This is a genomic window from Metabacillus flavus (genome assembly GCF_018283675.1).
Taxonomy (GTDB): domain Bacteria; phylum Bacillota; class Bacilli; order Bacillales; family Bacillaceae; genus Metabacillus_B; species Metabacillus_B flavus.
Genome location: NZ_JAGVRK010000001.1, coordinates 3,669,692 through 3,683,003 on the forward strand (window position 1 = coordinate 3,669,692; position 13,312 = coordinate 3,683,003).

Consider the following 13,312-nt stretch of genomic DNA (forward strand, 5'->3'; position numbering starts at 1 on the left):
CCTTAACGGACAGAGGGTTTCTTTGCTATGTATTCACTGCCTGCACATACGCTTAATCCAATGGCATATGCGGCTAAATCCGTCCAAAGGAAGCCATACCCGAGAACCAAGCCTCCAAGAGACGTTGCCCTTATGTCATTCATCCAGGCGGCTTGATAGAGTTGGCTGCACTCTGTAAGCAGACAGTAGAAGGCGGCAGCTCCCACAATGACCGCTGTTTTTCTCCTATTAAAAAGAAAGGCAAAACCGATGAATATCATCGCCGCCCATATGGCATCTCCCAGGTAGGTGTTGATGAATTCTGGAAGGAATGGAGAGAGCCTTCTTGAATAGAGACCGAGTCCGACCATAAGAATAAGCAGGAGGCCGTAAAAAATCCGGGAACGGTTCATTCTCCGGTTTCTTTCACATACAGCACGTAAGCGCGGCGATCCTGATCCATTTCCGCGCTGATCCGCTCATATTCCTTTCCTCTTAAGGTCAGGTATGTGGAGTCGAGGCGGGAAAAAACGTCTACATGATCGAAGCATGAAATATACATGAATTCAGTACTTTCCTTGTATTCTTCATACAGGCGGACTTCGATTCCAAGAGGACGATCCTGAGCTGCGGATGCAAATGGACGCTCTTCTTTATCCTGATTGAGATAGATAACAAACCGGTCGGGTTCAAGTGACGTACTGGTTACTTCATAAACGGACCCTTCTATCACAAAATAATCGCAGCTTCGTCTGCAAAAAATCTGCATGGGATCGAGATCTTTAAAATGGTAGATTGCCGGATAGTCATTCAGTGGATCATTAAGTCGGTATTCGAGTATACGGTGCATGGCTGACACATCCTTTTTACACTCTATTATATGGGAAAGTTTGTTTATTTTGAAAAAAACTGTGTTAAAATCGGTAAAGAATCCATTAGCTGCTAGGAGGTTCATTGTGAACAAAACGGAACGTATGATGAAAAATGTGCTGCTTACGGCGACAGCCTCTGTTTTGGCGATTGGGATGTCAGGCTGTTCGTCACAGGACAGACCGCCTAAGCCTAAAGATAAATCATGTGACGATTGGGAATGGGATAATGACACGGAGACTTGGCAATGTGATGATGACTCCAGTCCCCATTTCGGCTACTTTTTCTGGGCCGGATCTTTTTTTGCCAACTCCAGTGCTTTAAAAAAGAGTTCGTCCTATAAAAATTACATAAGCAAAGGCAAAACAGGCATCGGCAGCGGATCAAAGGGCGGCTTCGGCGGATAATGGAAGCTTTGCCGCGCATCCGTTTTCCCCAGCACGAAAAAAAACGCCAAACTTTCTATCAAACCATCCCAAATTTTTGGCATGACCTGTTTGGAGAGCCCTATGCCCTTTACGATATCAAAAAGCTGTTCAGGAAAGAAGCACAGCAAATCCGGACCGTAACCGAGCGAATTGCAGCCATCTATGATAAAACAGCCCCGCTTCTCCGCTCTTTGCCTGACGAGTCGATGCTCGAACTTGGCTTTCCGGAAGAATCCGTTCCTTTTCTCCGGTTAAATCCCTTACAGAATGAAGGCGTAATCCGGCGGGTTGATCTTGTTCAAACAAGCAGCGGCTGGAAGCATTTCGAGCTGAATGCGGATACCCCGACCTTTATTTATGAGCTTTTCCATGTAAACGGATGGGCTGCCAGGCATTTTGGATTGGAGGACCCGAACGAAGGCTGTGAAAGAGCGCTTCAGAACGCAATCCGACAGGCAGTCCGGGAGCTTTGGGATCAAGACCGGGCGCCAAAGGTTGTGTTCACCGCCCATGCCGATCATGAAGAGGATTGGCATACCGCCGCTTACCTCGGCCGGCTTTTTGGCTATCCTCATGAAATCCTGCCGATCCATGAACTTCAGCTGAAAGAGGGCGACGGAATCTATACTCCGGCAGGCGTGAAAATCGATGTCCTCTACAGACAGACGTATCCGATTGAGCATCTTGTCAATGACAGGAGTGAAGACGGAAGTGCAATCGGCGTTGAATTGCTGAAGCTTGTCAAAGACGGAAGACTCGCCATTCTGAATCCGCTGTCCTCCTTTTTGCTTCAGTCCAAAGCGGTTCAAGCACTCATCTGGGGCTTGCATGAAAACGGCCATTCCTATTACACCGATATCGAACATGAATGGATCAGGCAGCATTTCCTACCAACCTATCTGGAAAAGGAGCCATTTATCCAGCAAGGAAAAGCCTTCGTTGAAAAACCGGCATTCGGAAGGGAAGGCGACACCATCACGGTATTTGGGGGTGACGGAGCACCTTTGGCTGAAAACACGCTGAAAACGTACAGCGATTCCCTTAAGGTTTATCAGGAATATCAAGAGCTGCCGAGCGCTGCCATTGAAACGCCATACGGCAAAGATCAGGCTCATCTGTTAGTCGGTTCATTTGTCATCGGCAAGAAAGCAGAAGCCTTCGGAATCAGAGCCGGAAGCGCCATTACAGGAAACGAAGCGTACTTTTTGCCAGCCGGAATACGTACATAATTTGCAACTAAAGGAGACGATAAAAATGGAATCATTGTTCCATACCCTTACCTACCTTGTGATCGGCCTGGCAACTCTCCTTATTGGAGCTGTCTTGTTCAGCATCACAACCAAAATGAGCGAACGAAAGCAGATCCTGGAGGAGGCCAACACAGCCGCCGCCATCAAGCTCGGAGGCAAAATGCTGGGTCTTGCCATCGTCATCTGGGCCGCTGCCCAATACTCGCTCAATGTAGTTGACTATAGCCTGTGGAGCGTATTCGGCCTCGCCGCCCAAATTCTATCCTACTGGATCGTCGAGCACCTTCTCTTCCCTAAAATCTCACTTGCTAAAAAGGTGGAAGAAGGGAACAAAGCTGTGGCCATCCTGCTTTTCATGATCTCTGTTTCAGTCGGGCTGATTATCGCAGGCTCGCTTTCTTATGATGCGGTTTATGAGATGCTGAAGAATCAGTGATGGTAAAAGCGGCTATAAAATAAGAGCAGTGAGATTTCACAACTGAAATCTCACTGCTCCTATCTTTTTTGGGGCATACCTTTTTTCATGTGTAATATATCAGTCAATACCTTCTTAGGAAATGATCTGTTTTGGCTGATCTCCGTTCCAGGCTGCTCGCTTTCCGCGGGGCGGGCGGTGAGCCTCCTCAACGCTGCGCGCCTGCGGGGTCTCACCTGTCCCGCTGCTCGCGCTGGAGTCTCGCACCCTCCACTCCAATCACCCTAACCATTTTTGGTTAAACTAAAAAGTTTAAATCAATAATTCTCCTCTTCTTTTTTCGTCAGTTCTACCTCTATGTCTCGATTTAATTCTCGATCAGCAACATCCTCTATCATTCGATACTCCGTTTCCATAATGCCCATATGTAATATGTCATCTGTTACATTAAGTTTATTATTTCTACCATCTCTTTTCTTTTCAGTCACTGCATATCAACTCCTGCTTACAAAGGTATTCCACATCTATATGTATAACTTATACAATGATTAAGGGTATTACGTGAAATATCAGCTGTGTTTCTTTTCCCAACCCATCCTGTTATTCTGTTAGGAACAACAATTCGTGGAGGAAAGCTAATGATCCCATACAAAGTCCTGTTCCTCGATATCGACGGAACCATCGTAAAACCGGACAATACCATTGACACAACAACAAAAACAGCCATTGCCAAGGTGCAGCAAAAAGGACTGACGGTTGTCCTGGCGACCGGGCGTCCTCTTCATGAGATTTCGCCTATTGCTGATGAGCTGAGTGTCACCTCTTACATCGGCTACAACGGAGCCTATGCCATCCATAACCGCCAGGACGTCTTCAAATGGGCGATGAATGAAAAGGACGTTCAGTACTTTATCGACACTGCACAAAGTAAAGGACACGAGCTTGTGCTCTATACTCATGATAAAAACCTGTTCACCGCACCTGATTCACCTAGAACAAAGCAATTCATGGAGAAATTGCATTTGACGAAAAATGAAGCCTTAACAGAAGCAAGCCCGGATGGAATTTTAGGGATCACGGTCATCACAGACAGCCATCAGGGGTCCATTCACTATCAAACCGATCACATTCATCTGTCCCAAGTAAATGTCGAGGAGCTTTACCATTGCTTTGATGTGATAAGAGAGGATGTTAACAAGGGCGTCGGAGTGAAGCATTTTCTCGAACGGTTAAATGTGCCGGTCGCGTCCTCCATAGCTTTCGGCGACGGGATGAATGATAAGGAAATGCTCGCTGCTGTTGGAGAGGGGTTTGCGATGGGAAATGCTCATCCGGATTTGTTTGCTTATGCGAAGCATCGGACGACGGGGGTAAATGAGGCGGGGGTTTCCAACGGTCTTAAGAGTTTAGGATTGTTGGATTAAAAAACCCATCCTGCCCTCTGCTGCTGGGAAGGATGGGCTCAAGGAACCAGCCTGGCAAAAATCACAAGTCTGCTCGTCGGGTTTTCAACCGGGTCGCACGTTATAAGGGTTAGGGTTTGCCCCTCCCCCTGCTTTTCCAAAACGCTTGTATCAGATGGAGGAACGATCGACTTTTTATAAACGTTAAACAGAAGATTTTTCTGTTCCGTTTCTACTGAGATCAAATCACCATCCTTCAGTTCATTAAGCCGGTTGAATTTCCTCCCAAATGTGCGGCTGCGATGCGCGGCAATGGCCGTATTTCCCTCCTCGCCCAGTGCGGCCGTGCCTGTAATGTGACCGGCGGCAGCCTTCAAATTCTCCTGCCCAGCTCCCTCTACAATGGGAAGCTCCAGATTTATTTTTTCAATTACAAGACTGCCTAATATTTTTTTAGTAGTGGAAAAAGCCTTTGCGCTTTCATGCTGATCCAAATCCGCCAGTTCCCTTTTTGCTTCCTTCCATTGGGATAGAAGGTGCTCCTCCTGAACCTTTGAATGCCAAGACACCCATTGCGGGGAAAGGGCAGTCGCAAAACCGGCTAGGATTAGCACAAGAGACAGAATTTTTCTCATCTGCCCAGCTTATGAGAGGCACTCTTTTTATAAAAAAATAGAACAGCTCCAAGCAGCATCATTAAGATCCCTGAAAGTACAATCGTCACAGGGCTTTCCTCACCGGTTTGAGGGAGACCCGTTTGAGGGAGACCCGTTTGAGCATTGGCGTTTGATGCTGTATTTACTCCACCCATTTGGTCTTGGTCCGATGCAGGCGCAACCAGATCTGCTGCTTGGAAGGAAAATACCGCTTCGGTCCGCAGTTTTTGATACTCATTGCCTGCACTCATTGGAAATTGAACCGTAATATCGAACGTTTCTTCCTGCCCCTTTTCCAGCAATCTTGGGTTAACTAAATCGAAGCTTTTTAAAGGACCGCTGAATAGGGTTTCTCCCTGGCTGCTGATCTTTGCATCTAAAACGTTATAAAATTTATCTGATCCTGAATTTTTTTTGACCGACATGTGATACTGGAAATCTTGCTTCCCGTCATTCTTTACAACGATTTTCCGGGTGGACCAATCTCAATTACTCAGTGAGAATAAATAAGGACTTGGGTTAACAGAAAGGCTCATTTTCGAAGGCTCTGAAGCTGTACTGGCCTTCTATACAGGAACCATAGGAGCCATACTAAAAAGGAAAATGATGATTGCAGCAAACCACTTAATAAAAACCGAAAATAACTTCATTAGAATCCTCCCTTACCCCTTTATTTTCTCTATAAAGAACATTAAAGTTATTATAATCCCGTTTTTGTTTTTAATAAAATACTATCCTTCAACAAATTTCTAGTTTTTCTTTACGATTGAAACCGCTCTGCTGCAGAAAAACACGATAAATTTTATGGATATCAGGTGAATTAGTACTGATGGCCATTAAAATATTCCTAGAGTTATATTTTTATCTAAAAACGACAGATTTCTTCAGGTAACTGCTTATTCACAAGAAAAAATATAAGATTTCTAAAAAATCAATATTTTCTAATAAATGCTAGGATAAAACCTGTAAGAAGCATCTTATGGCAAAGGAGGTACTACATATGAAAATCGTTGTTCGTAAATCCGAGAAATTGGCTCCTACTCAGTACAGACCGCCTCATACTTCTTAATCGAATAAAAAAGTGAATAAAGAAGATAGACCATTCTATTCACTAGATATGGTCTATTCTTACTTCAAATAAAATCACCCGCGGCCTTTGCCGTTTAGACATAGAGGGAGGCAACGAAGATGAACCCTGCCATAAAGAAGACACTGCTGCCGATTATTCAAAAGGAAGGCTGTATTGAAATCACTCTTAATTATGTAGCGACAGACATTGAGGATCCGGATGGAGGTATCTATCAATTATGCAGGCTGCTGGATGGAGACCATTCAATCGACGAAATTTCGTCGAAACTTTCCCTTTCAAAGGAAGAGGTAGCAGATGCGGTTGAGTCCCTGGACAGCCTTGGATTTGTTGAATATGAGTACCAGCCTCCCCATTATACAAAGACGGAACTTGAGCGCTACCGGTCAAATTTGAACTACTTTTCCGGATTCTCGAGCCTTGATGTGAGCAAGTATGAAATACAGGATCGTTTACGGGACAAGAAGGCTGTGGTTCTCGGGTTAGGCGGAGGGAGCCTTGCTGCTTCTTTTCTTGCAGGTATGGGCATTGGTGAAATCGTCGGAGTGGACTTTGACATTGTGGAGCGCTCCAACTTGAATAGGCAGTGTCTATATAATGAAGAAGATATTGGACGGTTAAAGACGGACGCGGCCCGGGAAAAAGTACTGAAGATCAATCCTGACATCAGCATGACTGTCCAGGATTTGGAGATTAGCTCGTACATGGACCTGCTTCCCATCCTTGAAGGGGCGGATGTGGTCATCAATATGATTGACCAGCCGGCTATCAGTTCCCTGCGATGGGTCAGTGCCGCTTGTGTAAAGCTAAATATTCCTTATTATAGCGGGGGAGTCAATCACCAAATCGTCCAGCTTGACCGGGTCATTCCTGCGAATGGGGATCCTTGCTATGATTGTTTGCTGATTCATACCATGTCGCTGCACCGGGATTCCGTTTACCGTCTGAAGGAAAGCTACGGAAAGATCTTTTCAAACGTCAACACCGGGTTTGGCCCGAACGTATCGTTATTAACCGGACTTATGATTACAGATGCAGCAAAGCTTCTTACCGGAATCTCTCCTGTATCCAAACCGATGCTGACAATGGATCTCTCAGATTTAACACTTGAACAGAGTGAGTTCGGAACAGGAAGGCTTGCCTGCTGTCCGACGTGCTCAGGCTCATTTGAACAGCTGGCTTCATTTGAGGAGCTTCAAAAGCTGGCAGAACGGGAATTGACAGAAGCATGAGCAGCGCGCTTACCCTTCAATCCATTGTCGACTGCTCCCACCTTTCCATCCAGCCGGAAGGAGATGAATTTTCCATTGGGGATTCATCTATTGGGGAATTCCTGCGGGTTCCTGAAGTCGCCGTTGATGTTGTGAGGCTCCTGGATGGAAAGAATACATTGCTGCAGGTGAAAGAGAAAATTGACCGTAAATACGGGGAAGATGTGGACGTCCTTGATTTTGTCGAGATGCTGAAGGAATGCGATTTGATTTATAAAATCGATTCAGAGGTGCTGAATGATTCTTTTCGTAAAGAAGTTAATCCTGTCTTATTCAAATTAGGCAGCCTTTTCTTCAGCAAGACAGCCAACCTTTTGTATGTGGTTTCTTTCGCAGCGCTAATTCTTTTACTCTTTCTCTATCCATCTCTCATCCCTACATTCCGGGATATGTTTGTCTTTGAGCCAGTCGGATTGAGCGGATTGATTTTCCTTGTGGCAGGCTGGGGCCTTACCATGATTCATGAATTCGCCCATCTGCTTGCCGCCTCCAAAGAAAAAGTCCATTCGAAGATAAGGCTTAATTTAAGAATGATTTTCCTCGTTGCTGAAACCGATATGACAGGGCTTTGGGGAAAACCTAAGAAGAACCGATATGTTCCATTTTTAGCCGGCATGGCCTGGAATACCGTCATTGCCCTCGTGTGCTTTGCGGTTCAGCTGCTCTCTTCTTCAGAACTGGTGTTTTCTTTTGCAAGAATGATTGCGCTGATTGCTTTATATGGCTTTGTATGGCAATTCATCATTTTCCTCCGAACAGACATTTATTATGTCATCTCAAATTGGAAGAACACATCCGCCATGCATGAACACAGTCTCATGTTTTTACGGAAAACCGTTCTGCGGAAAGAACCGGCAGAATGGGCGTCCCTTCCGCTTCATGAAAAAAACCATGCAAAATGGTTTGGTGTCCTTTATATTATCGGAGGCTTTATATCTGTGACCTTAACCCTTTATATTCAAGTTCCTGCCCTTTGGTATACCCTTTCTTATGCAATCCGGTCGCTAAGCACCTACACCTACAGCTCCTACTATTTCTGGGACAGCCTGATGGTCGTAAGCGTTGGTGCCATAGAGCTGGTCATCTGGCTGGTTGGATTGAACAATGCGCGAAAAGAACGGATTGCGCAGCGAAACAATCCCGCCAATCGGGAGCAGGAAGCTGTATGAATACCAATTCTCAACCGAAATAAAGCAAGAGATTCTTGCTTTATTTTTTTACAACCCATTCTGAACATACCCTTCCCTGTCCTTTGCAGCCTAAGAGTCCCTGATATGTTTAAGAAAGAAAGGAAAACAAATGGACTTTTCAAAAATCGGCAAAGAAATCTATTTCCTGAGAAAGGCCATCGGCATGTCTCAAAAAGAGCTAGCAGAAGGCATTTGTTCTCAAGCTCAAATCAGCAAAATCGAAAAAGGCGATGTCTATCCGTATGCCCCTACCCTCTACCTCATTGCCCAAAGGCTTGGAGTGGACGTCAGTTATTTCTTCAATATAGCCACTACTTTAAATTATCATTATGTACTAGAAGTGGAGTCACAGTTAACTGTATTAAGACGTGAAGAGAAATACGCAGAGATTCAAAAACTCGTACAGACTGAGAAAAAAAACCCGCTTTACAAAACCACCCCTTCCTATCAGCAGCTGCTTATTTGGCACGATGCCATCGGGCTATTCAATATCGCCCAAAAGGAGGAAGAGGCGATTGCTCTGCTTGATCAAGCCATCTCCCTCACAAGCTTCACATCCAAAATCATGACCGAACGCGAAATGGAAATCCTCAACACAAAATGCGTCTTTCTGCTTGAATTGGAAGATTACAAACAGCTGGCACAGCAGCACCAAGCCATTATTCAGCACCTCGAACGCGTGCCAAATCTGACAGATAAAACACTTAAAACAAGAATCTACTTCAACTGCGCCAAAGCAAAATTCAAGCTGGGGAACCACCATGACTCGATTCAGCTCTGCCATAAAGCCATTCAATGGTGTTTGAGTGCCTACTCTCTTTATCTTCTGCCGGAACTTCACTATTTAATGGGCCAAAACTACAACTGTTTAAACGACTCTTATCAGGCAGGCAATTATTTGAGAAAAGCCCGGGATTATTTTGAGCTGCTTGGCAGGGGCGGATGCAAAATGATGGCGGAGAGAGATTTAGAGCATACTGGCAGAAAGGAACAGTCTGGAAGGTAAGACGTTTCTGTTTTTTTTCGAAGGTAGAAAATTAAAAGGTCTATAAAACACACAAAAACCCACTGGATGGTAATTGCCCAGCGGGTTTTCTTCTATCAAACTCCTCAAGCCACTTCCTCATCCAATATCGCCGCACTTGACCTTGATCAATCGTTTCAAAGTACTTATCTGCTGTTTCTCAAGAACAAAAAAACCTCAGAGATTTCCCTCTGAGGAGCTATTTTTGTAAATCTGGTTTTCCTATTTTCTTACCTTCATGAGGGTGGTTCAAAGATAACAATCCTACATTGAATTCAGCAGTCAAAATTGTAACTAAGTGAGTTCAACTAGATATTTTCTTTAACATTAGTAATATCACACTTTCCAACATGTATCTCATAGCACTGTTCTTCAAAAAACATCTGTACAACCGTTCCCGTAGACTTATCAGCAATTAGGAAGCTATTCGATTCAGACGTATTCCAAAGTTCTCCGATAGCTTTGGTATAATCCAAGACCTGAACGTTTGCCCATACAGGCTCTGGACATTTTGGAACAACGATTAACCATTCTTTTTTTTCTTTAAGAAAGCTTAAAGTATTTTCAATCCATAAAATTGTATTATTCTCCAAATCACTTACTGATTTAGTATAAGTAGCTTTAGAATCAATTCTTCGAAACTCTTTTAACTTTGATTCAAACACTTGTAACCAAGTGGAATCATGCTCTTCAATATCTATTAATTCTAAATAAGTAAGCTGCTGCATAACTTTCTTAGCAGTCATTAATGATATTTTACGTCGAATCATTTCATTACGCATGTCATATCTTCCTTATCTTTTATTTATAGTATATATCGTGGTCTCCATTAGGACCGTATATATTATCATACCTCTCTTTTTTAAAATCATAATTAAATTGATTTGCTTGTCTATTGGGCCTACCTGCATGTGTATGCACTCTTCCATCATTTGTGTGCTCAGCAATAACCCTTTTTCCTTGAGGTGTATTGTACTCGTAGTAACGTCCGTGGTGTGTTGGGTTTGAACTAAATTCGTAGTTTTTGTAGTCCATTCCTTTCCTTTTTATATCTTCTCCAACTTGCCATTGTCGTGAAGGTTGTTGCGACCTTGGAACACCAGCTAAATCCTTTGCTTGATTAAGCGCTTTCTTTCTATTAAGATTAGTCGCACCTTTAGGCACAACCTTACCAATATCACCCATCTCATCTTCTAATTTCTTAATTGCATTTTTAGCCAGCTTCTTTCCAAAGAATACAGGTCCCCCATATATTCTACCCATTCATAACCTGTTCCTTCTAAAAAATCAGTAGGCTTGGCATCGCCTCTTTGATCTACCTCTGGAATTTCATCCACAAATCTTTTTCCTTGTACAAAATAGATCTGACCATTTTCAAATACATGGTAGACTCCTACATTATGAGAAGCGCGCAGCTTTTCATCCGTTATGGGTCTTGTTTGGGTGTCTACCAGTTTATGACCCATCGGATTGACTAGTACACCGTTCTCCATGTAAATATTTTTCCGCTTCCACTCTGTCACAGCGATCGGATTTTGCTTGATGGATTTCGGCATTCCCCATAGGTCCAGATTATAAGTGGCAGCATAGTTTTCGTCTGATGCAATCATTACTTCCCGAGCAATAAACACCTTCTGATGGCCGTGATCAAGTGTTTCGAGGCAGGTCTCCATCTGTTTTAATAGCTTCATTTTAGCATTTTCAATGTCAGCCGTGGTAGCGTAGGAGGAGGCTTCGTTGATGATGGATTGGCCTTCCTGAGCCATTTGAATGGACTGGCCGATTTTCTGAGCAAGTTCAAGCAGTTCCTCCGGTTTGATTTGAATATCGGTCATAGGGAATTCAGCTCCTGTAAGAGGCGGCTGATTTCCTCGCTGATGGCATCAATGGTTTCCAATCCGGAGACCTCCATTTTCAGGTTCAGATTATTGAGGTCTCCCGCCAGTTCCTTGTAAGCCGTGCCGCCTTCCCCAGTCCATTGTCCAAGATATAGCTCGTGTGCGGCATGAAGATGCTGTTTGTTCTTATGAAGTTCATTCATTCCATCTTCTATATCAACCTGGTATTTTTGCAATGATTCTATTTTTTTCATAATCTCAATACGTTTGGCTGCCCTGGCCGCCCGGGCTTCCATTTCAATTAAATCCGGCAAAAATCCCACTCCTTTCCAAATATTCATTGCTCTAATGGTAAAATAATACATACGCTGTTTCTATCAACCAAAAGTCCTTTTCTTTTACAGCTATCACATTCATATGAACTACCAATCATAAATCAGCCCTTAAGATTGAGGACATATTCCTTCTGTTTATTCCCAGATAAAACCAATAAGTAAACATGTACATCCAAATCTGCAATCTAAATGAAACACAAAATATGCCTTTAGACCTGATAAAAATTTACTTTAGAACTTATATAAAGACCTATTAAAGACACGTCTATAAACTGTAAAATTAAATCAGAAAATTCAGTATTTAGGAGGATGCATAATGGATGGAAATACTCGTATTGCGGATGCGAAGAGTACCCAGACAAAGAAACCTTTGGTGCGGTTAACGGGACTCGGACCGGCGATTATTACAGCCGCATTGGTGCTCGGGCCTGGAAGCCTTACACTATCCACAAAGATTGGGGCTGTTTATGGATTGTCCCTTTTATGGACATTGCTGGCTGCGATTGTGCTAATGATGGTATTTACCGAGATGAGTACACGGATTGGGCTTGCTTCCAAAGATTCGTTTATTGTGAGTGTCCGTAAAAAATGGGGAAAGGGAGCGAGCTTGCTTATTGGGATTGGGGCTTTTCTTGTAACAGCATCATTTCAGTCCGGAAACGCTCTAGGATCAGGGCTTGCCATTGCCTCTGTAACGGGTCTGCCTGTTTCATTCTGGATATTGGTTACGACAGGCGGAGCCATTTTTCTTCTCTTTGCCAAGAATTTTTATAAAGTGCTGGAGCGGATGATGATTTTGCTTGTTGGCCTTATGCTGTTTTCTTTTTTAACCACTTTAGTTGTTTCAAAGCCCTCCCTCCAAATGCTATCCTCAGGCTTGAAGCTGTCCTTGCCCGAGGGTTCCATGCCGCTTGTCATAGCGCTTACGGCGACCACCTTTTCTATTGTAGGAGCCTGTTATCAGTCGTATCTTGTTCAGGAAAAAGGCTGGGGATTAACAGATGCGAATCAGGCTGTGAAAGAGAGCTATGCTGGAATTTTTATTCTCGGAGTCATTTCTTTAATTGTTATGATGTCAGCAGCATCGATCCTGCTTCCAAAAGGAGTCACAGTAGACTCGGCAGCTGAAATGGGAATGTCGCTGCAGCCGCTGTACGGGGATTGGGCGGTTATCATTTTTATGCTGGGACTGTTCGGGGCCTCCTTTTCTTCCTTAACCGGAAACGCTGCGATAGGAGGTTCCATGCTTGCCGATTCACTCGGCAAGGGTTCAAAGCTTAATACAGCACCGGTTCGGTATCTTATCATCGCGGTCATGCTTCTAGGGGCTGTCGTGGCATTAGCCTTTGGCCAGGCACCGCTTGAAATGATCATCTTTGCCCAAGCCATCACCATCGTTGTCGTTCCCTTCATAGGTTTTGCCCTGTTTATGGTTGCAAATGACGCTGCGATTATGGGGAAGTTTAAGAATAAGGCCATCCATAATGTACTTGCTGTAATAGGGCTTATTATCTTACTTTTGCTGGCAGGGAATAATTTGTATCAGATGATTTTTTAACGCGAAAA

Annotated in this window: 17 protein-coding genes; 8 read left to right on the forward strand and 9 right to left on the reverse strand. The window is 43.9% G+C overall.

The window, feature by feature from the left end; translation table 11 throughout:
• Window positions 1-2: 2 nt before the first annotated feature.
• Window positions 3-392, reverse strand: coding sequence for a ribosomal maturation YjgA family protein (locus tag J9317_RS18700; protein ID WP_211561435.1), 390 nt, complete (start codon window positions 390-392; stop codon window positions 3-5).
• Window positions 389-829 carry a hypothetical protein gene (locus tag J9317_RS18705; RefSeq protein ID WP_211561436.1) on the reverse strand — a complete coding sequence of 147 codons (441 nt, stop codon included), beginning with the start codon at window positions 827-829 and terminating at the stop codon, window positions 389-391. The genes J9317_RS18700 and J9317_RS18705 overlap by 4 nt, the downstream gene beginning before the upstream one ends.
• A gap of 106 nt (window positions 830-935) precedes the next feature.
• Between J9317_RS18705 and J9317_RS18710 the strand changes: the two genes are divergently transcribed.
• Genes J9317_RS18710 through J9317_RS18720 form a run of 3 tightly spaced genes read left to right on the forward strand, consistent with a single transcriptional unit; the run spans window position 936 to window position 2,963 of the window.
• Window positions 936-1,256, forward strand: coding sequence for a hypothetical protein (locus J9317_RS18710; protein ID WP_347880541.1), 321 nt, complete (start codon window positions 936-938; stop codon window positions 1,254-1,256).
• On the forward strand, window positions 1,256-2,506 hold the full coding sequence (locus J9317_RS18715) for a glutathionylspermidine synthase family protein (RefSeq protein ID WP_211561437.1): 1,251 nt from the start codon (window positions 1,256-1,258) through the stop codon (window positions 2,504-2,506). Before J9317_RS18710 ends, J9317_RS18715 begins: the two co-directional genes overlap by 1 nt.
• A gap of 25 nt (window positions 2,507-2,531) precedes the next feature.
• Window positions 2,532-2,963, forward strand: a complete 432-nt coding sequence (locus J9317_RS18720; RefSeq protein ID WP_211561438.1) for a DUF350 domain-containing protein — start codon at window positions 2,532-2,534, stop codon at window positions 2,961-2,963.
• 296 nt (window positions 2,964-3,259) lie between these two features.
• Here the strand turns inward: J9317_RS18720 and J9317_RS18725 are convergent, their stop codons facing one another.
• Window positions 3,260-3,430, reverse strand: a complete 171-nt coding sequence (locus J9317_RS18725; protein ID WP_211561439.1) for a hypothetical protein — start codon at window positions 3,428-3,430, stop codon at window positions 3,260-3,262.
• 150 nt (window positions 3,431-3,580) lie between these two features.
• Here J9317_RS18725 and J9317_RS18730 point away from each other — a divergent pair, with 150 nt between their 5' ends.
• On the forward strand, window positions 3,581-4,366 hold the full coding sequence (locus J9317_RS18730; protein WP_211561440.1) for an HAD family hydrolase: 786 nt from the start codon (window positions 3,581-3,583) through the stop codon (window positions 4,364-4,366).
• A gap of 38 nt (window positions 4,367-4,404) precedes the next feature.
• On the opposite strand, the gene J9317_RS18735 is transcribed toward J9317_RS18730, so the two are convergent.
• Complete coding sequence (locus J9317_RS18735) at window positions 4,405-4,980, reverse strand: class D sortase (RefSeq protein ID WP_211561441.1); 576 nt, start codon at window positions 4,978-4,980, stop codon at window positions 4,405-4,407.
• A complete protein-coding gene (locus J9317_RS18740) occupies window positions 4,977-5,426 on the reverse strand; it encodes an LPXTG cell wall anchor domain-containing protein (protein WP_211561443.1) in 450 nt (149 codons plus the stop codon). Before J9317_RS18740 ends, J9317_RS18735 begins: the two co-directional genes overlap by 4 nt.
• 763 nt (window positions 5,427-6,189) lie before the next feature.
• On the opposite strand from J9317_RS18740, the gene J9317_RS18745 reads away from it, so the two are divergent.
• From J9317_RS18745 to J9317_RS18755, 3 genes are all read left to right on the forward strand, one after another.
• The gene (locus J9317_RS18745; RefSeq protein WP_211561444.1) at window positions 6,190-7,320 is read left to right on the forward strand and encodes a HesA/MoeB/ThiF family protein; all 1,131 of its coding nucleotides are present in this window, start codon (window positions 6,190-6,192) and stop codon (window positions 7,318-7,320) included.
• Window positions 7,317-8,528 carry a PqqD family protein gene (locus tag J9317_RS18750; protein ID WP_211561446.1) on the forward strand — a complete coding sequence of 404 codons (1,212 nt, stop codon included), beginning with the start codon at window positions 7,317-7,319 and terminating at the stop codon, window positions 8,526-8,528. The genes J9317_RS18745 and J9317_RS18750 overlap by 4 nt, the downstream gene beginning before the upstream one ends.
• Window positions 8,529-8,658: 130 nt before the next feature.
• The gene (locus J9317_RS18755; RefSeq protein WP_211561448.1) at window positions 8,659-9,555 is read left to right on the forward strand and encodes a helix-turn-helix domain-containing protein; all 897 of its coding nucleotides are present in this window, start codon (window positions 8,659-8,661) and stop codon (window positions 9,553-9,555) included.
• A 326-nt stretch (window positions 9,556-9,881) separates the two neighbouring features.
• Here J9317_RS18755 and J9317_RS18760 read toward each other — a convergent pair whose 3' ends face one another.
• From J9317_RS18760 to J9317_RS18775, 4 genes are read right to left on the reverse strand one after another with little or no spacing between them, the layout of a single operon-like run.
• Complete coding sequence (locus J9317_RS18760) at window positions 9,882-10,355, reverse strand: hypothetical protein (RefSeq protein ID WP_249292240.1); 474 nt, start codon at window positions 10,353-10,355, stop codon at window positions 9,882-9,884.
• A gap of 19 nt (window positions 10,356-10,374) precedes the next feature.
• On the reverse strand, window positions 10,375-10,836 hold the full coding sequence (locus tag J9317_RS18765; protein WP_249292241.1) for an HNH/endonuclease VII fold putative polymorphic toxin: 462 nt from the start codon (window positions 10,834-10,836) through the stop codon (window positions 10,375-10,377).
• The gene (locus J9317_RS18770) at window positions 10,767-11,408 is read right to left on the reverse strand and encodes a hypothetical protein (RefSeq protein WP_211561450.1); all 642 of its coding nucleotides are present in this window, start codon (window positions 11,406-11,408) and stop codon (window positions 10,767-10,769) included. Before J9317_RS18770 ends, J9317_RS18765 begins: the two co-directional genes overlap by 70 nt.
• A complete protein-coding gene (locus J9317_RS18775; protein WP_211561451.1) occupies window positions 11,405-11,725 on the reverse strand; it encodes a hypothetical protein in 321 nt (106 codons plus the stop codon). The genes J9317_RS18770 and J9317_RS18775 overlap by 4 nt, the downstream gene beginning before the upstream one ends.
• A gap of 337 nt (window positions 11,726-12,062) precedes the next feature.
• Between J9317_RS18775 and J9317_RS18780 the strand changes: the two genes are divergently transcribed.
• The gene (locus J9317_RS18780) at window positions 12,063-13,304 is read left to right on the forward strand and encodes an Nramp family divalent metal transporter (protein ID WP_211561452.1); all 1,242 of its coding nucleotides are present in this window, start codon (window positions 12,063-12,065) and stop codon (window positions 13,302-13,304) included.
• Window positions 13,305-13,312 lie beyond the last annotated feature (8 nt).